Origin of the sequence: Bacillus sp. NEAU-CP5, from assembly GCF_026420705.1 — a bacterium.
GTDB classification, from domain to species: Bacteria; Bacillota; Bacilli; order Bacillales; family Bacillaceae; genus Bacillus; species Bacillus velezensis.
Genome location: NZ_JAPMOV010000001.1, coordinates 521,159 through 538,174 on the forward strand (window position 1 = coordinate 521,159; position 17,016 = coordinate 538,174).

Sequence of the window (17,016 nt, forward strand, 5' to 3'; positions counted from 1 at the left end):
ACTGTATGTATCGTTTTCATCCCTTACTTACCGATTTCTTGATGAATTCTGACACCGCTTTATTAAATTCTTCCGGATGTGTGATGTTCGGAAGATGCCCCGCTCCCTTAATTTTCTTTAATTCTGCATTGCTCAGCAGTTTCCGCAGCCTTTTTGTTTCTTTCTGATCAACTACGCTTTCCTTCTCACCTGTAAGGATAAGCGTTCTTGTATGAATGTCTTTTAAAAAGCCGATTGTAGAATAGCCTTCTTGTTGATGTATCTTCATAAAACGTTCAATAGAAGCATTTAAGAATTGATTACTGTATAAACTTTCATATTCATGCGACTTTCCTATAGCTATAAAATCATTTTTCAGTTTTTCCTCGACACTGCTTTCGGGGTCTTCTTCGTATTCGGTGTAACTTCCGGAAAGAATGAGTGTTTTTACTTTTTCGGGGTATTCATAGGCTATCCTCTGCCCTATCATGCCTCCCCAAGAAGCTGCCGCAATGTGGATCGGCCAAGCAACCCCTATCTCGTTCAGCACTTCGATAAAAGTCTGAGCCAGCCCGCTCAGTGTAAAATCGGCGCTCCCCTCACTCAGCCCGTAACCCGGTGTGTGTATGACAATGACATTAAATTGATCTGCCCATTCCTTCATTTGTTCTTTCCACATGTAAGCAGTGGTAGCGAAACCGCAAATCAGTAAAATTGTTTCGCCCTTACCGCTCATCAATATTTCCATATGCCGGGCATTTTCTGTGTTTGCCAGAAAATGAACGGTTTCCGTTTCTTCTGCCTGGTAAAAAGCGATGAGTTTTTTTGCGGCATCGCTTTGATCGTGCTGAAGGGCTCCTTTCTTCAGTCTGCTCCAATAATGCAAATAATCGTCGAGATGACGATTGGAGGCCGTGCCGAGTATTCGGAAAGGACTTTCAGCTTCTTCCGTAACGAACGACGAAGCATCAAAATCGGCTGCAATCGCTGAATCTCTTACTAGAGGCGGTGCTGAACGGGCGGATAACGGCTTGAAATCGTTTTGTATTTTTTCTTTTTCTCCGTATAACACGATCAGCTGGTGGCCTTGGCCGAGAAGCGAGTGTTCAAACGCTTTGATTCCGGCAGTATTTTCCAATGGGTGAAGTCCGTACTCCCTTTTCATAATATCTTGAATGCCGGGATCAACTGACATGCCTCCGTCTTTCCAGAAAGGCCAATTTACAGCGATGGTTTTTCCTGATCTTCCCCCCGCCTTTCTCATACATTCCCTCCACTCGGCAAAATGCTCCAGAAAACGATTGGCGTAGGCGTAATCGGCTTGACCCAGACTTCCGATTTCTGAGGAGATGGAAGAAAACAAAACAAAAAAGTCTAAAGGCATATCTCTGAGCGCTTCATCCAAATGAATCACACCATTGACCTTTGATTGCAGCACCGCTTGAGCTTCCGCGTCTGTTTTATTCATAATGAGAGAGTCTTTTAACACGCCTGCACTGTAAATGACCCCGTTGATTTCGGAATAATCAGCATGAATTTTTTCCGCTAACTTGATGACCTGCTGCTTATCTGACATGTCAGCCTGAATATAAGAAATGCTTGCCCCGTCATAGCGGATGCTGTCTAATTTTTCTTCCATGTCTGCTGTCATTTTCGATCGTCCGGCAATGACAACGCTGGCTCCGTGATTTGCATAAAGAAACGCTGAAATAATCCAGCCGATGCCGCTTAACCCTCCGATGATGAGATACACCCCGTCTTTTGCAAACTTTGCGGCCTTTTGTCCTGTTTGCAGCGAAGCGTCTTTATATGCTGTCACCCACCTTTTTTGATCGCCGTCATATTTCACAGCCTGATGATGTCCGGCACTTAATTCATTGAGAAGCAAAGGTGCTTTTTTAATGGTTTGTCTTGAAGAAATCTCAACCGTTTTACACTTTATATTCGGCTGCTCCGCATTCAGCGTTTTAAAAAAGCCTCCAATCGCGGCGTAAACCGGATTTGTATATTGACCCTTGTCATGTACGTACAGAATGTTGATGTTTTCTTTTACTTTTTGATGGATCAAAGCTTTGCTCAAATAAAGAATTGAATAAAAGCTGTGAGTCAGATCTAACGCTGCTTCAGTATAAGCTTTTTTTGACAGGTAATGAATGATTGACGACGGAAACGCTCCGGAATTTTTCATATCTTCTAACAGTCTGGTGTAATGAGCAGACTGCTCCGGATTAAATTTATAATGCTTTTCATTTACCATTTCATATTCATCGGCGGCTTCCGCATAAATAACATTTTCACTGCCGATGTACTTTCGGATTTCATCACTCAATGAACTGTCGAAATCGAAAATCAATGTATTTTCCTTAGGTACTTCTCCGGACTTTAATGGCGATTCTATCCATTCTTTTTGTAAATACAAAGATTCAAGCATCGGCTTTTCAGACGGCTCTTTCGTTTGCGTTTTTTCTTTAAAAGCTGCGGCCGGCGTATTACGCACATCATATTTTTCTTCTAAATAAGCCGCTAAATCATGAATATTGTTATAATCAAAAAGCAATGTCGGATACAATTGTGTATCCAATCTTTCCTCGAGAATTTTCGATAAATGCAGCAGCTGTTTTGAGTCAAGACCCAGTTCGTAAAAAGATTGGTGTTTGTCCGCTTTATTTGGCGGTGTGTTTGTAACCTCTCCAATAATGGATGACAGCTCATCTGTTAATGTTTTATGACTGTCTTGGTGCAAAACTGTATCAGAGATAGAGTCTGTAATGTCGGCTCCGTATTTCTCCTGCAGATATTCCGTCAATTCACCGATTGTGGAGTAATCAAATAATAAAGTCGGGTACAGCTTTGTATCTAACATCAGTTCTAATTTTTTGGATAAGTCTAATAATTGTTTAGAATCCAAGCCCATCTCGTAAAAGGAAATATCATTCTTGACTGTTTCAGCAGGTTTTTCAATCATGCCGGCTATCTCTTGGATCAAATTATTTCTGATCATTTCTTTATTGTTCGTTGCGCTGCCGACCTCTTTAGCTTTTTGGGAATGCTCCAGCCTTTGTATTGATTTTTCATTTCTGACTCTTTTCACACCGAATCGCTCATAATAAAAAGCAAGCTCTCCATCAGGCCTGTATACTTCTATGTCCGCATATAAAATGTCTTTAGAAGGCGGCTGCGTTATACTGTTTTTATCAATATACACAAAACAAGATCCAGTTGTTTTATGCAGTGCCCGGAACGTCTCAATATATATAGGGATAAACGCATTTGTTCCTTCATCCGGCAAATCTGATGTAAGGATTCCCAACAAGCTGAGAGACCCATCCAAAAATGCGGGATGCATGTAAAAGTCATCTGTATATTCTTTTGAAAGTCCGCTTAAACTGACCTCTCCCAGAATATAATTTTCACCTTCATATACTGTACCTTCCAATTTCATAAAATCTTTATGAATCAGGCCGCCCCTGCGCAAATTACGATAGGCGGCTTCAGCCTCCGAAGTCCGGACGGCCCCTTTCATTAATGCTTCGATTGAAATTGTCTTTTCGTTTATCGCATTTTTTCTTATGATTTCCGCCTGCAAGTTGACTGACGCTTCACCTTCCGCCTTTTCAGCGACCCATTTCCTGCTTGTTGTTTCAACAAGCCAGCCGTTTTCTTGTTCCGTAAACTGGAAGCTGACTTTTTTATCAAAATGGACTGACGTCGCAACAGGTTCACGGAATAAAACATGTTTGATTTCAAAACTTTGGGGTGATATCCCTTTCTCAGCTAAAAATCGGGTTATTAAATCCAGATACGTTACGCCGGGTATCGTACGCACTTGATGAAGGACATGGTCTGAAACAATATAATCGTCATGTTTGACTAATACGCTGAACCTCATGCAACTCGACAACCTTTCTTCTTTTACAAAGTAAAGAAACAGAGCAGGTGCTACTCTGTTTCATCAATAATTTCAAGAAGCCGTTTTTTATTCTGTTTGATTTGTTTTTTCCGATTTGAATCCGGCCAGTACTCTTTTCTGACAAACTCGGCAGGCGGCAGCGGCGTTCTGACGGAATGATATGAATCATCCAGGCCGCTTACCAAAAGGTGGGCGTTTGTTCCGCCAAAACCGAAAGCGCTGATGCCCGCCCTCCGTTTTCCATCCTTCCAGCTTCTCAGTTCTGTATTCGGATAAAAAGGCGACTTTTCAAATTCAAAGCGGGGATTTGGCGTTTCACAATTCAATGTAGGCGGAATTTCCTTATGCCATATTGATAAAATCACTTTAATGAAACTTGCCGCTCCGGCAGCGCTTAATAAGTGTCCGATATTGGTTTTTACACTTCCTACTCCGCAAAATTGCGTTTTGTTTGTGTCTCTTCGGAATACTTTTGTCAGAGCCTGAAGCTCAATCGGATCTCCAATCATCGTGCCTGTGCCGTGAGTTTCGACGTAGCTGACTGATCCGGGAGTGATATCGGCTTTTTCAAATGCATCTTGAATAACCTGCTCTTGAAGCTTAGGATTCGGGGTCGTGATTCCCATTGTCGCACCGTCGTTATTAATAGCTGATGCTTCAATGATACCGTATATCCGATCTCCGTCAGCTTTCGCTTTATCCAGCGGTTTTAACAGAACAGCGCCAAAACCCTCTCCGGGTACAAAGCCGTTTGCCCTCTCATCAAAAGTAAAACACTGACCGTCCGGCGAAAGAGCTCCTCCTTCTGTTAACATCAGGTAAGGAATTTCATCCAAAAGCAGATCCGCCCCTCCTGCCAGCGCCATCTCTGAATCACCGTTTTTTATGCTTTGGCAGGCTAAATGAATGCTGACTAATGAAGAAGAACAAGCGGTATCAGAAACCATGCTTGGACCGTGAAAATTAAAGAAATGCGACACATGTGAAGCAATAAAGTTTTGACTAAGCCCGACGATGTGGCTGCTGCTTTCTTTCGGCAGTTTGTGACCGTAGCCGCCCATTCTGGAACCGACAAATACGCCGACTTTTTTTCCCGATAATTCCGTTTCTTCATAACCGGCATCCCGTACAGTCTGTACACTCGTTTCTAAGAAATGTCTTATCAGCGGGTCCGTTTGGATGGCTTTCTCCTCTTCCATGCGGAAATACTCCGGATCGAAGCTGCCGATTCCATTGATAAACCCTCCCCATTTGCTGATGCTTTTTCCCTTTTGCTGCACCGGAGAGTAATTTTCTTCTATATTCCACCGGGAATCAGGTACTTCTTTAATATGATTCTTCCCTTTTCTCAGATTGTCCCAAAATTCCTCTTTATCAGCCGCTCCAGGGAACTTACATCCGATTCCGATAACAGCTATCTTTGCAGAGGAAGCCGTCGGTTCTGTATTTCGGCTCGTCACAGACTGCATATCTTGCTGATTGCTGCTTTGAGAATCAGTCTGTTCAATTTGTTTTTTCAACGGCGGCGCCGTCTTACCGATATATTCCGCAAGACCATGAATCGTGTTGTGTTCAAGAAGCACAGTAGGGTCAATTTTTTTCTGAATCATTGCTTCTATACGATGTATAATGCTGACAAGAAGTATAGAATCTACACCGTATTCCTGAAAATCCGTATTTGGGTTAAGCTTTTCAAGGGGCATGCTCAATTCCTCGGCAAATACGGCAGAAAGTTCACTGACAAGCCCTTCTGAATGATCAAAAGTGTCGGGAGTCTCCTGTCTTCGGACTGGAACCGAAGCTCCGCCGGTTTTATTGATGTTCAGGAGACTGTCTGCATGAAACACTGTTCCTTTTTTCACGATAGGAATGATATTGGCCGATTTTCTCTCCAGTGCATGATACAAAATCGCCAGTCCTTCCCGTGTGGAAAGAGAGTCCAATCCCAATTCATCATATAAAGGACTCGTCACAGTACCCATTCCGACTTCTTTCCAGCTCGGCCAATTGATGGACGTGAAATACGTTCTCCCCTTTTGAAAATGATAAGCCGCGAAATAGTCCATATATGCGTTTGCAGACGCGTAATCAGTCATTCCTTTCGACAGTTTGGGTGACTGTGCAGCAATTGATGAAAATAGAATAAAGAAATCCAGCGGCCTATTATTAAAAATCCGCTCCAAATTCTGAAGTCCAGTGACTTTCGGCCCGTACACCGTCTTAAATTCACTCATTCTTTTATGAATAAAGGCCGGATTTCCGCCGCTGTGCAGTCCGGCACAGTGTATGACACCGCTTATATCTTTAAATTCAAGGCTTACTTGGTGAAAGAATGAACGCAGCTTCTCTTCATTTGTGAGAGAACCGCTGTAATACAGATAGTTGACACCTTTCTCTTCAAAACTTTGAAACAGTTTGATATTGCTGACTGTCTTTTCGTCCTGTCTGCCCTCTTTCAGCAAATGATCCCATTCACTTCGCAAAGGTAATGGACGCGTACCCGTCAGTACGAGTTTTTTCACTCCCCGTTTCACCAAATCTTCAGCTATTGCTCTGCCAATGCCCCCTGTCCCGCCGGTAATCACGATGGCTTTATCCGCAGGAAATGAAACAGGCCCGCCAGTATGGATTCTTTCTTCTTCAAAATACGGAACATATCTGACGCCGCCGCGGTAGCATACTTCATTCTCTCCGGTACATTGCGCCCTTTCATTCTCAAAGATTTGTTTCAGCTCATGCGTTTCTTTCATGCTGTCTATATCTATTGTTTTCACATGAACAAAGCCGTATTCCGCAGAAAGGGCTTTCAGAAAAGCCGCTGATTCTGCCCCCGTCAGCTTTGGTTTTTCCGCTTTAAATACCTGCAAGCCATTGGTGATTTGTAAAATGGATAATGGTGTTTCCTTTTTACTCCTCTTAATTATTTCTTGTATAAATAAGAATTTACCATATGGGATGCCGTTCTGATTTTCACTCTGGTTTCCGATATCTGAGAAATCAAATATATTTTCGACCTGCCGCTCACCGCCCGAGAAGATCTCACGGATAACGTCGTATGCGTGGTTTTCATCTAATAAAGAACACTCAAACATTTGATCAGAGTGTTTTATAAATGAAGAGTGATGTTTTATGACAATCAGATTCTCCTGATCTATATCCGAACAAATGGTGCGGGCAATTGATTCTGTGTCTTGATTTACAAATGCTACTGTCAGTTCGTACTCTTTTGTTTCGGATGGATTTACAAACGGATTCTCCCTCCATTTTTTTTGCAAGTGATGTTGAAAAGAATGCTGAGGGATCTCTGCCTTCTCAGTCCTGGACGGAACCCAATAACGTTCTTTCGCAAACGGATAAGTCGGAATTGAGATCCGTTTACCCGGCTGCTGTAAATGTTGATGAACGGATTTCCAGTCGATATCCGCCCCCCAAACCCATAATTGAGCCAGCTTTTCCGCTTCACCGTTCTCAATAATGGTCTTTACAAACAATTCACCTGCTCTGCCTTCCGTTAACGCCTTCATTTTTTCAGCAAATGCATCTGCTGATTGCTGATTAACATATACGCCTGGAACTTGCTTGTCACCGCGGCAAAACTCAAATAATTTATCTTTCATTTCTTTAAGAGAGGTACCGGTAATCGCTGCTCTGGCCTCCATCGCTTCTCTGCCCGATTGTGTAGTGTATGCCAGATCCCGTAAAACGACGCTTTCCGATTGGCCGGCTTCCATCACTTCATTCGGGAACATGTTTCTTATCGCTCCGGCATATTCCTTCAATAAGTATTCAGTAACCGCTTGAATGGAGGGGCAATCAGTTAATTCATACATCGTGAGTTCAATATGAAACATTTCGTTAATAAAATCCGCCATCCGGCTTAATTCCAAAGGTCCTACGCCAAATTCACTCAGGTGATCAGCAATATTAATTTCTTCCGGATGGATATGAAGCAATTCCGAAACAAACGGTTTGAGTACTTCATTCACCTTTTCTTTCATATCAGGCTGTTTATCCTTTACTTCAGAACTTAGTGAACGTTGGATAAAATCTCTCATGTTTTCGGCATACTCAAGAAGACGTTCATTGTCTTTGGCAGATAACAGGACAATATGCGGTTCATTCTCAACATGTTCTGTTGTGACGTTTGTTTCTTCATATTCTTCTATAATGATATGAACATTCGTTCCTCCCGCTCCGAATGAGCTGATCCCCGCTCTTCTCGGAACAGTTACTGTTTTTCCGTTTTCCTGCAGTTTCGGTTTCTTCCAGTCTTGCAATGACCGCTGTACATAAAAGGGAGATGCTTTAAAATCAATATTTGGATTCAACGTCTCCGCATGTATGGAAGGAAACAGTTTTTTCAGTTTCATTTGCAAAAGAACCTTTGTCAAACCGGCAATTCCCGCTGCGGCCTCAAGATGGCCGATATTTGATTTGACAGAACCGATTGAACAATATTGAGTGTGCTCCGTAAATTCCCGAAACGCTTTTGTTAACCCGGTGATCTCAATCGGGTCTCCCAGAGCAGTTCCCGTTCCGTGAGCTTCAATATAACTAATTGTACGAGGGTCAATACAAGCTTTCTCAAGCGCGTCCTGTATCAGTTCAGACTGACCATTCGGATTAGGAACCGTAAAACCGTTTGTTCTCCCTCCGTGATTGACCGCTGTCGCTTTAATCAGCGCATAAATATGATCTCCGTCCCTTACCGCTTCCGCCGCCGGCTTTAAAAGTACGGATCCCACTCCTTCTCCCGGTACATAACCGTCACCGCCCTCGCCGAATGTACGGCATCGGCCATCACTTGCAAAGAAGCGGCTTTGATTTAATAATGTATATTTATTCGGATGAAGCGTAAGATTGACCCCGCCCGCAACAGCAAGTGTGCTTTCTCCTCTTCGTATACTTTCACAGGCTAAGTGAATGGCGTTAAGAGAGGATGAACACATTGTATCAACCGCCATACTCGGCCCCTTAAAGTTAAAGAAATACGATATTCTGTTTGCTATTGCAGAAAATGGAGACCCGACGGCCAGTTCATTTCCTTTAAGTGATTCTTCAACGCCGAAAAATTGATAGCTTCCATATGTGACGCCTGCAAAAACTCCGACCTTTTTGCGGGTCAGATCTGAAGGTTTATAACCCGCATCCTCTATGGTATTGTACACTGTCTCTAAAAAGAGACGTTCCTGAGGATCAAGAAAAGCCGCTTCTTTCGGTGATATCCGGAAAAATAAAGGATCAAACCGATCTGGATTTTTCAGAAAACCTCCCCACTTATAGCAGCTTCCCTCCAGCATTTCCTTCCGGTCATCAGGAATTTCGCTTACGCAATCCTGTCCATTCATCAGCACATTTTGGAACTCCCTGATGTTTTCCGCACCCGGGTATCTGCCGCTGACACCGATAATGGCTATATCAGCAGAAAGGGGATCGGCCGCAATGTGCTCTTTTGAATCTTCTTCTTCAGAGCGTACCGGCGCTTTTGTTTCCACTGGTTTTCTTTTTTGCTTTTTTTGATATGAGACAAGTTCAGATGTGCCGGCCGGGTTCAGCAGTTTCATCATTCGTTCGCTGTGATGACTCAGGAAATATTCGGCTAACTGCGATATTGAATGATATTCAAAAAACAATGTTTTCGACAATCTGCCGATACTTTGCTCCAGCTTTTTGGTCAGACGCATGATCATCACTGAATCAATGCCGTATTTCTCCAGGTATTGTTTTTCATCTATGAGTGAGACCGGTAATTTCAATTCCTCTGACATTATATTTTTCAGATAACTGATGATATTTTGTCTTAATTCATCGTTTTTCAAATCAGCATCTTCCTGCTGGTCTGAATGTAAGCTGATTGTGCCGGTACGCTTCAGCACATCCTCAATCTTTTCTTTTCGGCCTTTCAGGGCAATCAGCTGTTCAGATGATTGACACAAGCTGTTCTCCAGGGCCTGTATTCCGTCACTGTCATCTAACGGGTCAAGACCGAGTTCCTGTTTCATGTAGGATATTCCTTCATCGTCAATACTCATCCCGCCGGAAGTCCATAGCGGCCAATTGACTGACACTACCCTTCCGGCAGACTCTTTTGCGGTCATAACTGCTGCATACTGATCCAAACAGGCATTGGCGAAAGCATAGTCACATTGGCCGGCTGAGCCGAAGACTGCCGATGTGGATGAAAACAAGACAAGTAATTCAACTTTCATTTTTCTGATTTCTTCCGCCAGCCACAGCGTGCCATAAACTTTCGAACCTGTGACTTGATCAATTTCTTCTTTTGTCTTTCTTAAGATAAAAGAGTCACGGAGTACGCCGGCACTGTGAAATACTCCATGTAAGGTGCCGAACTGCTCTTTTGCAAAAGCAAACATCCGTTCAGCATCACTTTGTTTTGAAACATCAGATCGGATATATTCAACTGTTGAACCTGAACTTCTTAAATATTCGATCTTTTTCTCCTGCTCTTCAGTTAAATCAGAGCGCCCCGTCAATATGAGATTCGCTTTCCATTTTTCCGACAGATGTTTTGCCAATATATAACCGAGACCGCCCAGGCCTCCTGTAATCAGATAATTCCCATGATGTTTCAGCGGCTGGGTTAAATCGAATGAGCCGGCTTTATTATAGCTTTTCGTAAAACGTCTGCCGTTTTCATAGCGCACTTCAAAATGGATATCCCGTTTTTCGTCACACTCTCTCTGATATATATCCGCTATTGCTGGAAGAGCGGCTCCCGCACCCTCTGATTGCGTGATATTGATAATCTGATAGTGAAAATTGGGGTGTTCCTGGTGAACGGTTTTCACCAATCCGCCGAGAGCATGATGCAGCGGCAGTTGTTCTTTATTCTCAGTTTGAAAAATATGCGTCAGCTTTATTATCTTTTTCCATTTTAGTTCAATCAGCGCCTGTGTAATATACAGAAGAGAAAACAATCCGTTTTCCAATTGTTTCTGTATACCTCCCTTACTCATGTCAGCCTGAGAATCAGACCACAAGTGAAGAATCTTTTCGGGCAGCTGATAATGATCATGAATGTACCGGAACAGCTTTAGATAATCGTCTTTTTTCACGGGATTCATACAAATCGTATCATCATGTAAAACAGCAAATTCTTTTCCGCGGATAACAAACAAGAGAGTACAGTCCTTAAACAAACCGCTCAATTCTTGTATTTGCCGTTCATTTTCTGCAAAAATCAGGAGCAATCCCGTCAAGGGTGCGCTCTTCTTATTCGGAATGAACGATTCTGTCCATTCCGGCTTGTAATAAAAAAGCGGATGGTTCGATGCCCGTGATTTTTGATTCTGAATGGATGTCACACGGGCATAGCCTTCGTCAGCCGATATCTGTCCTGATTGAATCAGATCAAGAATATCGCTGATTTGTTCACGTTTTCCGTTCATCATTCTTCCCCCATTAATTGTTTCAATACAGCCTTCTGATCAATATCATTGGTTTCCAATTGACGCAGGAGACGAATGAGTTCGTCGTCCGTCTGAACAGTGCTTTTTTCATGACCATATCTGAATCTCACATCTTTGCACTCTGCCAGAATGCTTCCGTTTTCATCTGTAAATGTCATACGACACGTTACATCACGGCTGTTCTGCCGGTTCTCTTTTTGAGTATAGACATAAAAATTTTGAGTGAGAGGCTGATAGACATCCGCCGCTCCCATTCCGATCAATTCCGGGAAGGTTTCTCCGCTGACAAAAAACGCACTGGCATGAATCGCGGACTCAAGCGCTTCAGGAGAGATCATAAAATTCTCTCTTTTTGCATAAAGCTCATCCGGCAATGAATGAAGCGACAGCATTCCGTCACTGTTTTTCGCTGATTCAATGACAAAAGGCGATTCAGCAGGATGTTCAGTCATTTCTGATTTGACTTCAGCAATATCAAGCGCTTCAGGAAGCATACCGCTTTCAGGCTTAACAATATGCGCATTTCCCCTGGCAAGACGTACTTTATTCTCATGTTTTGTGTTTGCATATATGTCAAACCGCGCAAAGTCGCGCTCAGGCGTCAGCGTAATCATCAGTTCCCGTATATCAGTCATTCCGTTCATGCTTTCGGTCCACAATAAATCAGTCAATGTATGAACTGGTTGTCCAAATGCCGCCGCTGCATTGACGATAGCCATTTCAGCCAAAGATGCATAAGGGAAAAAGGACACGTTTCCTTCAGACAGACTTAGTGCGAATGGATGATTACGGCTGATTTTTTTCGTGAAACTGAACTGATTAAAATCGGACGTGTTACTCCCCAAGAAAGGGTGAGTCGGCTTACTCACATCTGTTGAAACAAGCGTTTCCCCTTTTTCCGCTATCCAATACCGCTGTTTGATCAGCGGTTGTCCCGGAATAGAAATCCTGCGAGCATTCCGATTCACCTCAAAAGTCTCCCAATCTATCTTTCTTCCATTTACCCATTTTGATGCTGCTTCGGCGTAATCTGAACAAACGTGAGGCATTTCATTGTGAACTTCTGATTCGAATGTATTACCGGTATAGCTCAAGCTGCTTTTTTCACCCCTGATATAAGCTGAGAGCTCTTCAGCAATGACCTGCCCGGAATCTGCCACTATCGCCAGCCGTTCTTCCATATGATCGCGTCCCGTCTGAAGTGTATAGGCAATATCCTGAAGACGCAGTTTATGATTGTTATCCTTCGATTCATTTTCTGATAGAAAATCAGCCATAACCTTCGCATATTTTATCAGCCGTTGTTTGTCTTGAGCCGATAAAACAAAGATCACTCGGCCGCTTTGATGATCAAAAGCGTTTGGCGGCTCATACGCTTCCAATATAAGATGCGCGTTTGTCCCTCCTGCTCCAAAAGCGCTTACCCCGGCTCTCAAAGGATGAACAGCATTGCTGTTTTGCGGAATATTCCATTCAGCCGCTTTCCGCTGCACTTGAAAAGGAACCTGCTCAAAATCTATAAACGGATTAACAATATCGGAATGCAGAGAAGGAACAAGCTGCTTATTCTTCATTTGGAGAAGCACTTTCGTTACCGCAGCGATTCCTGCCGCAGATTCTAAATGTCCGATATTTGATTTCACCGAACCGATGGCGCAAGGATGATTCAGTTGATAGGAATCTTTCAGTCCTTGAATTTCAATCGGATCGCCTAATGACGTACCCGTTCCATGCGCTTCAATATAATTGACGGTATTCGGATCAATGTCAGCTTTACGAAGCGCTTCTGAAATGACCTCCGCCTGCGCATCCGGATTCGGTATGGAATACCCGCTCGTCTTTCCTCCGTGATTAACGGCGCTTCCCTTAATCACACCGTATATTTGATCTTGATCTTCTATTGCTTTTTTCAATGGTTTTAACAATACGGCTCCGACTCCCTCACCGGGAACATAACCGCTTCCGTCTTTTCCAAAACTCCGGCATCTGCCGTCACTTGATAGGAACTGCCCCATGCTGAGGAACTTATATTTATTCGGATGTATTGACAAATTCACTCCGCCGGCCAATGCCATATCGCTCTCTCCGCAATGTATGCTTTGGCATGCGTAATGAATAGAGGTCAGTGATGAAGAGCACATTGTATCCAGAGCCAAACTCGGACCTTTTAAATGAAAATAATAAGACACCCGATTGGCTATTGAAGAATAGACGGATGCCGGCGAGAAAGCCACTCCATTTTCTTCTCCTTCAAATAGTTGATATTGGCCCCACATTGCACCGACAAATACACCGACTTTCATCTTTTCCAGCATGTTTCTCGGGTACCCTGAGTCTTCAAAACAATTTTTGGCCGTTTCTAAAAAGAGCCTTTCCTGGGGATCCATAAGTTCTGCTTCCCTTGGGGAAATATGAAAGAAAAGCGGATCAAATTGATCGGCTCCGCTGATAAAACCTCCCCACTTGCTGTAAGACTTCCCTTTCATATCTCTGTCTTCGCTGAAGAAATCATCCATATTCCAGCGGTCAGGCGGGATTTCTGTAATACAATCTTTTCCGTTCTTTAAATTCTCCCAAAATTCAGGTAAGTCTTCAGCCATCGGATACTTCCCGCTTAATCCGATAATGGCAATGTCCTCATGCCTTGTATCAGCTGTTTCATTTATTTGGATCTCACGGCTTTCATCCTCCATGAAGGTATCTTGAAGTGCAGATTTCAATTTTTCTTTGTCACCTTCAAACACGATCAGCTGTGATGCGTTCAGAGAGAGTGAATCTTGAAAAGCTTTGATCCCATTGGTTTTACTAAGAGGAACCATACCGATTTTTTGTTTCATCCATTTTTCAGTTTGTTTATCCACTTTCATGCCGCCGTCTTCCCATAGCGGCCAGCCGATGGCTACTGAGACGCCGGAGCGTTCTTTTTTCCGCCTCATTCCTTCACGCCACTCAGCGAAAAGATCGATGAACCGGTTGGCCAATGCGTAATCCGTCTGTCCGATATTCCCGTACATTGAGGTGCTTGATGAAAACATCACAAAGAAGTCCAAAGGTTCGGTTTGCAGCAAGCTGTCCAATAAGACCGTCCCATTTATTTTCGGAGCGATCACTTCCTGGATTTCATCTTTTGATTTTTGAATCAATAAAGCGTCGTGCGTCACACCGGCACTGTGTATCACACCGTTGATTTCTCCGAATTGCCTTTTAATGGTTTTTATGATTCGCTCTGCATCGCGGCTATCTGAAAAATCACCTCTTATATATTGAACCGAAGAACCGCCTGCTTTCATTCGGCTGATTTTGTTCTTTTTGTCTTCCGTAAGTTCAGAACGGCCCGCTAAAATAATATTGGCTTTTGTTTGGGCTGCGATATGTTCTGCAAATATAAGGCCTAAGCCGCCGGACCCTCCTGTAATCATGTATACTCCGTTTTCTTTAAAGGAGAAACCTGAGTTTTGATCCGGTTCCGCTTCCCGTAAGGCACGGACCCAGCGCACATTTCCTTCATAATAAAGATCGGTTTCTCCCGGATGCGCTTCAGTTGATTCGCATCTGATGATTTCAGCTGTGAGATCCGGCAACGATGACTTGTCTGAAACTGATATCCCGATTGTCTTAAGGGCCAGTTTCGGGTTCTCAAGCAAAATAGACTGCCCTGCGCCATGGACTGAAGCGTAAAGCGGCTGATCATTTTTATGGTCCGCCGGATAAAGGAAAAGCGATACAACCTTTTTTTCCGCCTTGCTGCGCATCAATGCCCGGCTGAAAAAGAATAGCGGGTAAGCCCCTTTAGAAAGCTGTTCATTTATTTTTTCCGGGCCGGCAAATGACCCTTCCGGCCACCCGTAAACCACGGTGTCGGGCATTTGCCCCCTTTTTTTCAGATCAGCTGCAAGCCTGTCAAAGTGAGCTTCCTCCCTGTGATCTATCTCATAAACACCGTCTCCGTGATAGGAGAAACGATTCCCTGATAAAACGAGGATGATCTGTGTATTTTCGAATCCATTTTCAGCATTTTCCCGCATAAAATGAAAAAGCTCTCTGTCATATTGAAACAGCAGGCATGTTCTTTTCTTTTTATTTCCGCAATGCGGGTACCAAGCGGCCGTCTTTTGTCTCCAATGCGGCGTTAAATAGGTCAGATCCGTATGATTCTCTCCATGATGAAGAGGGCGGTCTTTGTCAACGGAGGTTTTTTCGCCGCTCTCTGCAAAATAGTTTGCAAGTTTTTGAATCGTCGGATACTCAAACAATAAAGTAGGGTACAGTTCCCTGCCTGTTTTCTCTTCCAATGCCTTTACGGCTTGCATAAGTGTTACGGAATCGAGGCCTTGTTCATAAAAACCTTTTACCACAGAGAGTGTTTCAGGGGCAGTCCCTTTGATATCTGCGATCAGCTGCTGAATGTCTCCTTCTGTTATAAGAGCGGAAAGATTTTCGTTCTTACTTTCTTTCATGTCAGGCTTTTCAGCCGGTTGATTTTGCGTTAAGAAATAACTGGAAATTCTTTGATTTTCTTTAATATACGCGGCGAGTTCCCGGATCGTTTTCTGCTCAAACAGGAGTGTAGGATACAGCTGTTCCCCTGTTTTGTTTTCAAGTTCTTTGACAATGGCAAGCAAAGAAGCTGAATCCAGGCCCTGTTCATAAAAACCAATGTCTGTCCTTATGTCACGCAGATCTATATGTGAAACCCCGGATATTAATTCTTTAAGGTGTGTCTCGATGCTTTCGCTTCGATTTATGATTGAATCTTTTCTGATCAGGCTGTCTTTTGGCTGAGAAGCCGTTTCAGTTTCCAAACGAGTCTGCTTCAGGTTTTCAATTAAATCTTTTGAGCGAATATGTTTCACAGACAGCCGCGTAAAATAAGCGATCATCTCCCCGTGTGCATCGTACAAACCGTAACTTACTTGGATGACATCCCCTGAATCATGATTTTGGTCTTGCTTCTCTATGTACACATAACACCTGTCTTCCAGGCGCTTCGTCATACGGAAAGATTCAATATGAATGGGAATATACGTTTTCATCCGGCTTGCCGGAGATCCTTGTGTAAAATATTCGGGACATGCCTGATAAAGGATCGATATGATGGTAGACGCATCAAGAAAAGTGGGATGCAATTGAAAATAGCCGGTATATTGATTGGCAATTTGGCTGAGCGTCAACTCTGCAAGTACAGAATGATCAGACGCATAAACTTTCCCCAAACTCTTCATAAATTCAAAATGCTCTATATCAACCTTTTTTAAATAGTCATAACATATCTCCATATCAGCTTCACGGGCGGAGGCATGTTTAATTTCATCAATATTGATTGAACTCATGCTTTCCGGAATTTTCGGCATGAGCCTGCAGTTCATATTCTCATCCCAGCTTTCATCCAGAATGCGGTCATCTTTTACCTTTCTGCTCTTCGCCTGAATTTCCCATCCCTGTTCCAATCCCTGAAAACGGATGCGGATTTCTCTGTCAAAGGTATCCGATGTTGCTACAGGTTCCAAATACAAAATATTCTGACACTCGAGTTCTTCAATAGGCAAACCTTTGCTCAGCGCCATACGGTATATCATATCTAAAAATGTGACACCGGGTATAATCCGGGTGCCATGCACCCGGTGATCCCTGACAATATAGTCCGTATGTTTAATTGTTAATGTGAACTGATAGTTTTGATTACTGGCCACCTGTCTC

The 17,016-nt window shown here is 43.2% G+C and carries 3 protein-coding genes; all 3 read right to left on the reverse strand.

The window, feature by feature from the left end; translation table 11 throughout:
• Positions 1-16: 16 nt before the first annotated feature.
• From OTK50_RS02100 to OTK50_RS02110, 3 genes are read right to left on the reverse strand one after another with little or no spacing between them, the layout of a single operon-like run.
• Positions 17-3,868 (reverse strand): alpha/beta fold hydrolase, encoded by a 3,852-nt coding sequence (locus OTK50_RS02100; protein WP_224224234.1) that lies wholly within the window; start codon positions 3,866-3,868, stop codon positions 17-19.
• Positions 3,869-3,918: 50 nt separating this feature from the next.
• Positions 3,919-11,298 carry a type I polyketide synthase gene (locus OTK50_RS02105; RefSeq protein WP_224224233.1) on the reverse strand — a complete coding sequence of 2,460 codons (7,380 nt, stop codon included), beginning with the start codon at positions 11,296-11,298 and terminating at the stop codon, positions 3,919-3,921.
• Positions 11,298-17,009: a type I polyketide synthase gene (locus OTK50_RS02110; RefSeq protein ID WP_317985575.1), complete on the reverse strand. Its 5,712-nt coding sequence runs from the start codon at positions 17,007-17,009 to the stop codon at positions 11,298-11,300. The genes OTK50_RS02105 and OTK50_RS02110 overlap by 1 nt, the downstream gene beginning before the upstream one ends.
• Between the last annotated feature and the right edge of the window lie 7 nt (positions 17,010-17,016).

Excerpts from the sequence above, each read along its gene's own strand:
- OTK50_RS02100 (WP_224224234.1), bottom strand. The coding sequence starts at position 3,868 with ATGAGGTTCAGCGTATTAGTCAAACATGACGATTATATTGTTTCAGAC.
- OTK50_RS02105 (WP_224224233.1), bottom strand. The coding sequence starts at position 11,298 with ATGAACGGAAAACGTGAACAAATCAGCGATATTCTTGATCTGATTCAA.